This is a genomic window from Agrobacterium deltaense RV3, assembly GCF_900013505.1.
GTDB classification, from domain to species: domain Bacteria; phylum Pseudomonadota; class Alphaproteobacteria; order Rhizobiales; family Rhizobiaceae; genus Agrobacterium; species Agrobacterium leguminum.
Genome location: NZ_LT009745.1, coordinates 2,329,321 through 2,339,599, shown reverse-complemented (window position 1 = coordinate 2,339,599; position 10,279 = coordinate 2,329,321). Strand labels below are relative to the sequence as shown.

Below are 10,279 nucleotides of genomic sequence, written 5' to 3'. Positions count from 1 at the left end.
ACGGTACGGTACGGTACGGTACGGTACGGTCGTCGTCGCGACGACGCGCGCGCGCGCGCGACGCGCGCGCGCGTCGTGTGTGTGTGTTGTTCTTTTGTTGCAAGTTCTCGATTTATCGCCGACGTCGCCCCCTCATCCGACCCTTCGGGCCACCTTCTCCCCGGCGGGGAGAAGAAATACGCCGCGACGCTTGCGATTATTCTGCCCTCAGACAGAGGATAAATCGCCCTTACCCCTGAATAACATCCGCCCATTCGGCATGGCGCAATGTCTGGGCCTTGAAGAACGGGCAGAGCGGAATGATTTTCCAGCCGCCCTTGCGGGCTTCATCGATCGCATGCGCGGCGAGCGCCTGGCCGACGCCTTTGCCGCGCAGCGCATCGGGCACGCCGGTATGATCGATGATGATGAGGGAAGGGGAGGTGCGCGAATAGGTCATCTCCGCCTTGTGGCCGTCGATGGTCGCCGAATATTCGCCGTGCGATCCGGTTTCGGTTGTCTTGATGTCCATGATGAGCGCCTTCCGCATTGCTGTTGGTTGTCGCCACTGTAACGGCTTGCATCCGAATTGAAACAGCGGGATAGCGAACGCAGCGGACACAAACCGGCGACAATCGCCGGTTTTGTGGGGCAGTTCTCAGGGAGGATCCGAAATCAAACCGAAAACCCCGTCGATAATCCGGCGGGGCGTTCTGGAAACTCGGTCTGGGCGCGTTATCGCGCCGGCGCACTGTTTTAGTGGCGATATTGCTGAATGCGCGTGGTGCGCAGGCCGGCAAGGCCATGATCGGCAATCGAGGACTGCCAGGACAGGAATTCTTCGACGGTGAGCGTATAACGCTCGCAGGCTTCCTCGAGGCTCAACAGTCCACCGCGTACCGCTGCAACCACCTCCGCCTTTCTGCGAATGACCCAGCGACGGGTATTGGCAGGCGGAAGATCCGCGATCGTCAGAGGGCTGCCATCGGGGCCGATGACATATTTAACTCGTGGGCGTATCATTTCGGTCATTGGACACTCTATACAAACTCAAGACCATATGACGGGAACTCTATCCCGGTACCTTTAAAAATTGCCTAAGCAGCTCGTGACAATTTATTAAGAATTTGAACGGTTTCGCCTGATTTGTTCGAGTCGCCTTATTTTGCCGGGAAAAAATTTTTCCAAAAATCGCAATTTTTCTCTCTCATCGGTTGTTTCCGTCAGAGTGCCGCAAGCGAAAGCCACGTTTTCCCGCTGCCCTGGGTAAATTCCGCCGTTCCCTCATGCTGCAGCCGCAGGCGGTCGCCGGCATCGAGGGAAAGGATGGAGGTTGCCGATTGCAATGTGCCTGACGTCGATGCATTGCCAGCGATGCCGAAGCTGGCCGCCGCGCCATTGATGAAAAGCGTCACCCGGTGGCCGGAAGAGGAGGCCACGGCGAGCGTCAGGGCCGCCAGATAAGGGCCCTTTACCGGAACCACGAGTTCACGCCCACCGCCGCTCACCGCATCGCCGAGCGCAAAGCCGCCCTCGGCGACGGAGAGCACGGAAAAACCCGTCGCCGCGCCATTGGCGGGTTTCGTCGTGCCCGCCGGCAGGCCGGCGACGGCGAGCGGGCGGTTCGGCATCGAGACCCGGCCGTCGCCGCTGCAGAGAAGTGCGGTGTGCCATGAGGCGCCATCCCTGCTGGTCTTGATCGAAAACCCGTCATTGCCGGCAAGGCCCATTTCCGCCCGGCCGCTCCAGCCGGACTGGAACAGCAGCGAGGCGGTATCGGCCTTGCCCGCCTTGTTGATCGTCATGCGGTGGCTGCCACCTTCTTCGGTGTGGGTGAAGAGGCTGGCGGGGGAGGTGAGCGCCAGCCGATTGGTGGCGTCGGCCTCCGTGCCGATGCCCAGCCTTTCCAGCCGACCGGCGGCCGGCAGCGGCATGTCGCGCCAGTTGCCGTCGCGCAGGATGCGGTATCTGCTCTCGGCCGCAAACCACGCCGTCCAGCCCGGCTGCGGCGCGATCAAGAGCCAGGCGCCATCCTGCCGGAAAGCGAGCCTGCCGCCCTTGCCGGCCCAGTCACCCGCGGCATCGGCGGAGAGGAGGAAACAATCCCCTTCCTCAGCGTTATCGGGCGGTGTGGTGATGATGGCCTTGATGACCAGTTGCACGATCGCATCCAGCCTTTGCAGGGCTTCGTTATGGGTGACGTGTTTCTGTGCCTGCGAGGGAAGGATATAGGGAAGCCGAAGTCTCGCCGTCTGTTCCGTCATGATGTGCCTTCCGCGCTGCGGTGTTTCGTTGCGGGGCATTGTGGGGCGGTGGCGTGGGGTGGGGATGAGTGGGGAAGAAATTTGTCTGCGTTGATCGGTATGAGGATGTTTTTAGGGGCTTCGGCGTATGCTGTTTACCCCCCTCTGTCCTGCCGGACATCTCCCCCTCAAGGGGGTAGATCGACTCGTGGATAGGTCTCGCCTATCACGACGTTTGCGAATGAAGCGGTGGTAGCGCCTCCTGCCGATCTCCCCCCTTGAGGGGGAGATGCCCGGCAGGGCAGAGGGGGGTGAGGCGGCATACGCCGAAGCTCACCAAGGCAGAAATCCGATCCACCCGTTGCAGTAGCCGCAGAAGACGGAAAGCGGCGTTACCCCGCGCGTTCCACCGCCATCGCCCCTTCGGCAATGAAATCCGGATTGGCCAGCGCATCCTCGCCATCGCCCCTCACCGCATATGCAAGCGGCCTGCCCTCGCAATCGAGCGTCCTGCCGCCCGCAGCGCGCAGCACGGCGTCGCCGGCGGCCGTGTCCCACATCATGGTGCGGCTGAAGCGGGGGTAGATGTCGGCGGCGCCCTCGGCCAGCATGCAGAATTTCAGCGAGGAGCCGACGGAAATGCAGTCCTTCAGGCCGTGTTCGGCCACGAAGGCTTCCGTTTTCGCCGTGCAATGCGAGCGGCTGATCAGCGCCACGGGGGAAGCGCCGCGCTGGCGCGCGCGGATGGGGTGGCGCGACAGGATGGCGCCTTCGCCGGAAATGGCGAGCTTTTCGGCGGCGTTGTCCTCGCCCGTCCATGCCTGCCCGCGGCAGGGGGCGTAAACCACGCCGGCCACCGGAACGCCGTTGCGGATGAGCGCGATGTTGACGGTGAAATCGTCCTTGCCGGAAATGAACTCCTTGGTGCCATCCAGCGGATCGACGAGGAAGAATTCCGCACCGGTTTCCGGCAGGATGCCGCTCGATACCGCCTCTTCGGCAACAACGGGGATGTCGGGAAAATGGGCGGCCAGCGCCGCAAGAATGATCGCCTCGGCGCGCTGGTCGGCCTCGGTCACCGGCGAACAGTCGTCCTTATACGACACATGCGGGCCGGCACGGTGGACCGCCATGATGGCCTGCCCGGCGTCCAGCGCCGCTTTCGTCAATATGTCGATCATCTCTTTGCCAATTGATCCCGTCTGCGGGATATCGCCGTTCCGATCTTCGCTACTCCTTTGCCCGCTGCCCGTCAAATAATGGCGTCGGACAATGCTGAAATAAGCATCCGGCCGTCATTTTTTCAGCACTTCCTGCCAAAATCATGGCTCTTTTGACCGGGAAAGCGGCAGTCCATGTGGAAATTCCAAATTTTGTGCAGGATCGCCCGTTTTTGACTTCACATTTTTAACGAACACGATATGCATTTTGGGGGTGGGGGCCTGCCTGCAAGGGCGCTCCTATAATTAACATAACGAGGCGTGGCCCATTCGAGGTCGTGCCCGGGGGAAAGACATGGAGTATTTTATCCAGCAGCTCATCAACGGGCTGACTCTTGGATCGATCTACGGCCTCATCGCTATCGGCTATACGATGGTTTACGGCATCATCGGCATGATCAACTTCGCCCATGGCGATATTTTCATGCTCGGCGGCTTTGCCGCGCTGATCGTTTTCCTGATCGTGACATCCTTTGTCGCCGGCATTCCGGTGGCGCTTCTTCTGCTTCTGATGATGGTCGTCGCCATGCTGATGACCGGCCTGTGGAACTGGGTGATCGAACGCGTCGCCTATCGCCCGCTCAGAGGCTCCTTCCGTCTTGCACCGCTGATCACGGCCATCGGCATGTCGATCGCGCTGTCCAACTTCATCCAGGTGACGCAGGGTCCGCGCAACAAGCCGATCCCGTCGATGGTGACGGAAAGCTATCATTTCGGCGCCATTACCGTGTCGCTGAAGCAGCTCATCATCATGGTCGTTACCTCGGTGCTGCTCTTCGCCTTCTGGTATATCGTCAACAAGACCCCGCTCGGCCGGGCGCAGCGCGCCACCGAACAGGACCGCAAGATGGCCGCACTGCTTGGCGTCGATGTCGACAAGACGATCTCCATCACCTTCATCATGGGTGCAGCACTCGCCGCTGTCGCGGGCACCATGTATCTCATGTATTACGGCGTTGCCTCCTTCAGCGATGGCTTCATTCCCGGCGTCAAGGCGTTTACGGCGGCCGTTCTCGGCGGCATCGGCTCGCTTCCGGGCGCTGTTCTCGGCGGTCTGCTGATCGGCCTCATCGAATCGCTGTGGTCGGCCTATTTCTCCATCGCCTACAAGGATGTCGCGGCATTCGGCATCCTGGCTTTCGTGCTGATCTTCAAGCCGACCGGCATTCTCGGTCGTCCGGAAGTCGAGAAGGTGTGATCCCATGACCAATATCGCTTCCGACAATGCTGCTTCCAGCCCGAGCCTGATGGCGGCGGCTGTGAAGGAGGGCCTGATTGCGGGCCTCATCTCGTTCGGCATGTTCATTCTTTATGTCGGCATCGTCACCTATCAGGATATCAACAACCAGCTTATCTGGGGCACCCGCTGGGGGCTTCTGGCGGTCTTCGTCGGCATTGCCGCTGTCGGCCGTTTCCTCGTCGTCGGCTTCATCAAGCCGTCGCTGGATCGTCGCAAGCTGGCCAAGGCCAAGAGCGGCGTGCTGGAGATTTCCGAAGAGAAGGGCTTTTTCCACAAGCACTTCCTGAAGCTGGCGCTGGTCCTGCTGCTGCTTTATCCCGTTATCGCCGTGCAATTGTTCGGCTTTCAGGGTTCGCTGAAATTCGTCGACAATTTCGGCATCCAGATCCTGATCTATGTGATGCTGGCCTGGGGCCTCAACATCGTCGTCGGGCTGGCCGGCCTGCTCGATCTCGGTTACGTGGCCTTTTATGCGGTCGGCGCCTATTCCTATGCGCTGCTCTCCAGCCATTTCGGCCTGTCCTTCTGGGTGCTCCTGCCGGTCGCCGGCATTCTCGCGGGCTTCTGGGGCATCATCCTCGGTTTCCCGGTGCTTCGTCTTCGCGGCGACTATCTGGCAATCGTGACGCTCGCCTTCGGTGAAATCATCCGCCTCGTGCTTTTGAACTGGACGGATGTGACCAAGGGCACCTTCGGTATTTCGGGCATCGCCAAGGCGTCCGTCTTCGGCATCTGGTCCTTCGATGTCGGCGCGTCGAACAATTTCGCCAAGGCCTTTGGCCTGTCGATGTCGTCGGCCTATTACAAGATCTTCCTGTTCTACGTGATCCTGCTGCTTTGCATGCTGACGGCCTATGTGACCATCCGCCTGCGCCGCATGCCAATCGGCCGTGCCTGGGAAGCGCTGCGCGAGGACGAGATCGCCTGCCGTTCGCTCGGCATCGATACCGTCATCACCAAGCTCACCGCCTTTGCGACGGGCGCGATGTTTGGGGGTTTCGCCGGTTCCTTCTTCGCCGCGCGTCAGGGTTTCGTTTCGCCGGAAAGCTTCGTGTTTCTCGAATCCGCCGTCATTCTCGCCATCGTCGTTCTCGGCGGCATGGGCTCGCTGACGGGTATCGCCATTGCGGCGCTGGTCATGGTCGGCGGCACCGAGCTCCTGCGTGAAATGGAGTTCCTGAAGCATGTCTTCGGGCCCGACTTCACGCCTGAACTTTACCGTATGCTGCTCTTCGGCCTTGCCATGGTCATCGTCATGCTGTTCAAGCCGCGCGGCTTCGTCGGCTCGCGTGAACCCACGGCCTTCCTTAAGGAACGCAAGGCCGTCTCCGGCAGCTTTACCAAGGAAGGTCACGGTTGATGGCTTCCGGAACGGCAACAATGACACCCAATACGACTGGCGATACGATCCTCAAGGTCGAACATCTCTCGATGCGCTTCGGCGGCCTGATGGCCATCAACGACTTCTCCTTCGAGGCGAAGCGCGGCGAGATCACGGCGCTGATCGGCCCCAACGGTGCGGGAAAGACCACGGTCTTCAACTGCATCACCGGCTTCTACAAGCCGACCATGGGCATGATCACCATGCGCCAGCAAAGCGGCGAGGCGCATCTTCTCGAGCGCCTGCCGGATTTCGAAATCACCAAGAAGGCCAAGGTGGCGCGCACCTTCCAGAACATCCGCCTGTTTTCGGGGTTGACGGTTCTGGAAAACCTGCTGGTGGCGCAGCACAATGCGCTGATGAAGGCCTCGGGTTACACGATCCTCGGTCTTCTCGGCTTGCCCGCTTACCGGCGGGCGGTGGATGCCTCTATCGAAAAGGCCAAATACTGGCTGGAAAAGGCCGATCTTATCGACCGCGCCGACGACCCGGCCGGCGACCTTCCCTATGGCGCGCAGCGCCGTCTGGAAATCGCCCGCGCCATGTGCACGGGGCCGGAGCTTCTGTGCCTCGACGAGCCGGCCGCCGGCCTCAACCCGAAGGAATCGCTGGCGCTCAACGCGCTCCTGCGCGGCATTCGCGACGAGGGCACGTCGCTGCTCCTCATCGAGCACGACATGTCCGTGGTGATGCAGATTTCCGACCATGTGGTGGTTCTGGAATATGGCCAGAAGATTTCCGACGGCACGCCGGACCATGTGAAGAACGACCCGAAGGTCATCGCCGCCTATCTGGGTGTCGAGGATGATGAAGTGGAAGACGTGATTGCGGAAGAACTCGACGGAGGAGCGGCCTGATGTCCGGTGAACCGCTTCTGAAAGTCCAGGGTGTCGAAACCTATTATGGCAATATCCGGGCTCTGGCCGGTGTCGATGTCGAGGTCAAAAAGGGTGAGATCGTCAGTCTGATCGGCGCCAACGGCGCCGGCAAGTCAACGCTGATGATGACCATCTGCGGCAGCCCGCAGGCGCGTGCCGGTCAGGTGATCTTCGACGGCGAGGATATTACCCATCTGCCGACCCATCTGATCGCCCGCAAGCGCATTGCCCAGTCGCCCGAAGGCCGCCGGATTTTCCCGCGCATGACGGTGCTGGAAAACCTGCAGATGGGCGCCAATCTCGATAACCTGAAATATTTCAAGGAAGACGTCGAGAAGATCTTCGTGATGTTCCCGCGCCTGAAGGAGCGCCAGAGCCAGCGCGGCGGCACGCTTTCCGGCGGTGAGCAGCAGATGCTCTCCATCGGCCGCGCGCTGATGGCACGGCCGAAGCTCCTGCTGCTGGACGAGCCGTCGCTCGGTCTCGCACCCTTGATCGTAAAGGGCATTTTCGAGGCGATCAAGAAACTCAACCAGGAAGAGGGGCTGACCGTCTTCCTCGTGGAGCAGAACGCCTTTGCCGCGCTCAAGCTTTCCGACCGCGCTTATGTGATGGTCAACGGCAAGGTGACGATGAGCGGTTCGGGCAGGGAACTGCTCGCCGATCCGCAGGTGCGCGCCGCCTATCTCGAAGGCGGACGGCACTGAAAGATTTTACTTGCGCCGGAAATTTTGCGGCGCAAGACTGCAAACGGCGGCCTGTCGTCCTTTCGGCCAAACCTTAAGGAACCATGGCGGGGTGCAAACAATAAAATGCCCGGCGGAAAAACGACGGGACGACAGACAAGGCAGGGTCAGGGCATTTCAGCCCGGCACTGATGGGGAAAGAGATGCAGGGCCTTTTTTTCGAAACGGATAACGGCGTGCGGTATGTTCTGCGCGCGCTGGTTGTTCTTCTGGGTTTCTGGACGGCATGGCGCACGGGCAAGTCCGTGGCCGATGGCTGGGGCGGTTATACGCGGGTGGTTATCTATACGCTCGCTCTGGGTGTGGTGATGCGGTTTCTGCATCACGCGCTGTTCAATGGGCCGTTCATCAACGGCTTCTATTACGTGTTTGACGTCGTTCTTCTTCTGGTTTTTTCCAGCGTCGGTTTCCGCACGCGCCGGACAAGCCAGATGGTCAATAACTACTATTGGCTTTACGACCGGACATCGGCATTTTCCTACAAGAAGAAAGATTGACAGGCGGATTTTTCCGGCTGCACAATGCTCGTCAGAGTGGAACAGTTTCCTGTTCAGTGAAGGTGGGTACTGAACAGGCCCTTGCAATCAACCCATCCAAAGGAACTGGGAGTAAAGTAATGAAGAAGTCTCTTCTTTCCGCTGTTGCGCTGACCGCCATGGTCGCGTTTGGCGGTTCGGCCTGGGCCGATGTCGTGATCGCTGTCGGCGCACCGCTGACCGGCCCGAACGCTGCTTTCGGCGCTCAGATCCAGAAGGGTGCCGAACAGGCCGCGAAAGACATCAATGCCGCCGGCGGTATCAATGGCGAGCAGATCAAGATCGTGCTGGGCGACGACGTATCCGACCCCAAGCAGGGTATTTCGGTTGCCAACAAGTTCGTCGCTGACGGCGTGAAATTCGTTGTCGGTCACTTCAACTCCGGCGTTTCCATTCCGGCTTCTGAAGTTTACGCCGAAAACGGCATTCTCGAAATCACACCCGCCGCAACCAACCCGGTCTTTACCGAGCGCGGCCTTTGGAACACGTTCCGTACCTGCGGCCGTGACGACCAGCAGGGCGGCATTGCCGGCAAGTACCTGGCCGATCATTTCAAGGACGCCAAGGTCGCCATCATTCACGACAAGACGCCTTACGGTCAGGGCCTTGCCGATGAAACCAAGAAGGCTGCCAATGCCGCCGGCGTGACGGAAGTCATGTATGAAGGCGTCAACGTCGGCGACAAGGACTTCTCCGCGCTGATCTCCAAGATGAAGGAAGCCGGCGTTTCCATCATTTACTGGGGCGGCCTGCACACCGAAGCCGGCCTCATCATCCGCCAGGCGGCTGACCAGGGCCTGAAGGCCAAGCTCGTTTCGGGCGACGGTATCGTCTCGAACGAACTTGCTTCCATCGCCGGCGACGCCGTCGAAGGCACGCTCAACACCTTCGGCCCCGATCCGACGCTGCGCCCGGAAAACAAGGAACTGGTAGAGAAGTTCAAGGCCGCCGGCTTCAACCCGGAAGCCTACACGCTCTACTCCTATGCCGCGATGCAGGCGATTGCCGGTGCGGCGAAGGCCGCCGGTTCCGTGGAGCCGGAAAAGGTTGCCGAGGCCCTGAAGTCCGGCACCTTCCCGACCGCGCTCGGCGACATCTCCTTCGACGAGAAGGGCGACCCGAAGCTTCCCGGCTACGTCATGTACGAATGGAAGAAGGGTCCGGACGGCAAGTTCACCTACATCCAGCAGGGCAGCTAAGCCCTTCTGCGACACCCTATCGAAGCCCGGCAGCGATGCCGGGCTTTTTGTTTGCGGTCTCGACGCGGGTTTGAGTTTGTCACCGTCTCGCAACTGCTCGAAAACCGCTGAAGCTCATTCTCTTGCCAGAGCGCCTCAGTCGATCCGCGTCAGAATAAAGTCCGCGCGTTCCCCTATGCCGGATTTCGGAAGCACGGAAATATCGTAACCAAGCTCGTCATAGTCGCGGAGCAAACGCTCATATTCCTCGACCGCCGCATCGAAGCCATGCTTGCGCTCGCTGTCGCCCCTGTAGATTTCCGGCCATGGCGGGGTGAGGAAGACCAGACGGTTATAGCGGTGTGCAACCCGCAGCGTCTCGATGAAGGCATCGCCATTTATATGACGAAGCGCCGAGGCGGCGTCGATCAGGCCGCGATCGAAGAAGATCGGGCCTTCCGGAGGGGCCTTTTGTCGGTCTTCGAGCGCCATGGCGATGGCGCGGCGGGCAAAGGCTTCGATATCGATCCACGGCAGGGCCGTGCCACCATTGCGGGTTTCTTCGATAACGATGCGGCGGCCGGGCTCTTCCACGGTGGCGAAACCGCGTCGGGCAAGCTCGGCGAGAAGCGTCGATTTTCCGCCGCCGGAGCAGCCGGAAAGGATGATGAAACGGTCCATTAGATTTCTATCCTGTGACAGGGTTCAGGTGGTTCGAGCTGTGATTTTTGGGTGGGGGGTTGCCACTTGTTTCTTCTCCCCGAGGGGGAGAAGGTGGCCCGGAGGGTCGGATGAGGGGGCAACGTTGCCGGATTTCGGAGAGCTTGGCTTTTTTTTTTCTTCTTCTCTCGCGCGCTCTCGCTCGCTCGCGCGCGCGC

General features: G+C 60.3%; 11 protein-coding genes. 6 read left to right on the top strand and 5 right to left on the bottom strand.

From position 1 onward, the window contains the following. Positions 1-229: 229 nt before the first annotated feature. From AGR7B_RS11825 to cysQ, 4 genes are all read right to left on the bottom strand, one after another. The gene (locus tag AGR7B_RS11825) at positions 230-511 is read right to left on the bottom strand and encodes a GNAT family N-acetyltransferase (RefSeq protein WP_003522924.1); all 282 of its coding nucleotides are present in this window, start codon (positions 509-511) and stop codon (positions 230-232) included. Positions 512-735: 224 nt separating this feature from the next. Further along, positions 736-1,011, bottom strand: coding sequence for a CtrA inhibitor SciP (gene sciP / locus AGR7B_RS11820; protein WP_003491799.1), 276 nt, complete (start codon positions 1,009-1,011; stop codon positions 736-738). Positions 1,012-1,202: 191 nt separating this feature from the next. Continuing rightward, a complete protein-coding gene (locus AGR7B_RS11815; protein ID WP_080856718.1) occupies positions 1,203-2,243 on the bottom strand; it encodes a DUF2793 domain-containing protein in 1,041 nt (346 codons plus the stop codon). 371 nt (positions 2,244-2,614) lie between these two features. Beyond that, positions 2,615-3,403, bottom strand: coding sequence for a 3'(2'),5'-bisphosphate nucleotidase CysQ (cysQ, locus tag AGR7B_RS11810; RefSeq protein ID WP_080856717.1), 789 nt, complete (start codon positions 3,401-3,403; stop codon positions 2,615-2,617). Between the two features lie 334 nt (positions 3,404-3,737). Between cysQ and AGR7B_RS11805 the strand changes: the two genes are divergently transcribed. The 6 genes from AGR7B_RS11805 to AGR7B_RS11780 all read left to right on the top strand — a co-directional run bounded on the left by AGR7B_RS11805 (position 3,738) and on the right by AGR7B_RS11780 (position 9,422). Then, the gene (locus AGR7B_RS11805; protein WP_004430050.1) at positions 3,738-4,640 is read left to right on the top strand and encodes a branched-chain amino acid ABC transporter permease; all 903 of its coding nucleotides are present in this window, start codon (positions 3,738-3,740) and stop codon (positions 4,638-4,640) included. A 49-nt stretch (positions 4,641-4,689) separates the two neighbouring features. Further along, a complete protein-coding gene (gene livM, locus AGR7B_RS11800; protein WP_371259707.1) occupies positions 4,690-6,042 on the top strand; it encodes a high-affinity branched-chain amino acid ABC transporter permease LivM in 1,353 nt (450 codons plus the stop codon). Then, positions 6,042-6,920, top strand: coding sequence for an ABC transporter ATP-binding protein (locus AGR7B_RS11795; protein WP_003522919.1), 879 nt, complete (start codon positions 6,042-6,044; stop codon positions 6,918-6,920). Before livM ends, AGR7B_RS11795 begins: the two co-directional genes overlap by 1 nt. Next, entirely contained in the window at positions 6,920-7,648 is a 729-nt protein-coding gene (locus AGR7B_RS11790) for an ABC transporter ATP-binding protein (RefSeq protein WP_003522918.1), read from the top strand. The genes AGR7B_RS11795 and AGR7B_RS11790 overlap by 1 nt, the downstream gene beginning before the upstream one ends. 182 nt (positions 7,649-7,830) lie before the next feature. Then, on the top strand, positions 7,831-8,184 hold the full coding sequence (locus tag AGR7B_RS11785) for a DUF6867 family protein (protein ID WP_003522917.1): 354 nt from the start codon (positions 7,831-7,833) through the stop codon (positions 8,182-8,184). Between the two features lie 119 nt (positions 8,185-8,303). Continuing rightward, on the top strand, positions 8,304-9,422 hold the full coding sequence (locus AGR7B_RS11780; RefSeq protein WP_004430064.1) for a branched-chain amino acid ABC transporter substrate-binding protein: 1,119 nt from the start codon (positions 8,304-8,306) through the stop codon (positions 9,420-9,422). A 135-nt stretch (positions 9,423-9,557) separates the two neighbouring features. On the opposite strand, the gene AGR7B_RS11775 is transcribed toward AGR7B_RS11780, so the two are convergent. Beyond that, on the bottom strand, positions 9,558-10,082 hold the full coding sequence (locus AGR7B_RS11775) for an AAA family ATPase (protein ID WP_080856716.1): 525 nt from the start codon (positions 10,080-10,082) through the stop codon (positions 9,558-9,560). Between the last annotated feature and the right edge of the window lie 197 nt (positions 10,083-10,279).

What these genes read in the sequence shown, in the direction of transcription:
- AGR7B_RS11775 (WP_080856716.1), bottom strand. Translation starts at nt 10,082, where the DNA reads ATGGACCGTTTCATCATCCTTTCCGGCTGCTCCGGCGGCGGAAAATCG.
- AGR7B_RS11785 (WP_003522917.1), top strand. Translation starts at nt 7,831, where the DNA reads ATGCAGGGCCTTTTTTTCGAAACGGATAACGGCGTGCGGTATGTTCTG.
- livM (WP_371259707.1), top strand. Translation starts at nt 4,690, where the DNA reads ATGGCGGCGGCTGTGAAGGAGGGCCTGATTGCGGGCCTCATCTCGTTC.
- AGR7B_RS11805 (WP_004430050.1), top strand. Translation starts at nt 3,738, where the DNA reads ATGGAGTATTTTATCCAGCAGCTCATCAACGGGCTGACTCTTGGATCG.
- AGR7B_RS11815 (WP_080856718.1), bottom strand. Translation starts at nt 2,243, where the DNA reads ATGACGGAACAGACGGCGAGACTTCGGCTTCCCTATATCCTTCCCTCG.
- AGR7B_RS11795 (WP_003522919.1), top strand. Translation starts at nt 6,042, where the DNA reads ATGGCTTCCGGAACGGCAACAATGACACCCAATACGACTGGCGATACG.
- AGR7B_RS11825 (WP_003522924.1), bottom strand. Translation starts at nt 511, where the DNA reads ATGGACATCAAGACAACCGAAACCGGATCGCACGGCGAATATTCGGCG.
- AGR7B_RS11790 (WP_003522918.1), top strand. Translation starts at nt 6,920, where the DNA reads ATGTCCGGTGAACCGCTTCTGAAAGTCCAGGGTGTCGAAACCTATTAT.
- AGR7B_RS11780 (WP_004430064.1), top strand. Translation starts at nt 8,304, where the DNA reads ATGAAGAAGTCTCTTCTTTCCGCTGTTGCGCTGACCGCCATGGTCGCG.
- sciP (WP_003491799.1), bottom strand. Translation starts at nt 1,011, where the DNA reads ATGACCGAAATGATACGCCCACGAGTTAAATATGTCATCGGCCCCGAT.
- cysQ (WP_080856717.1), bottom strand. Translation starts at nt 3,403, where the DNA reads ATGATCGACATATTGACGAAAGCGGCGCTGGACGCCGGGCAGGCCATC.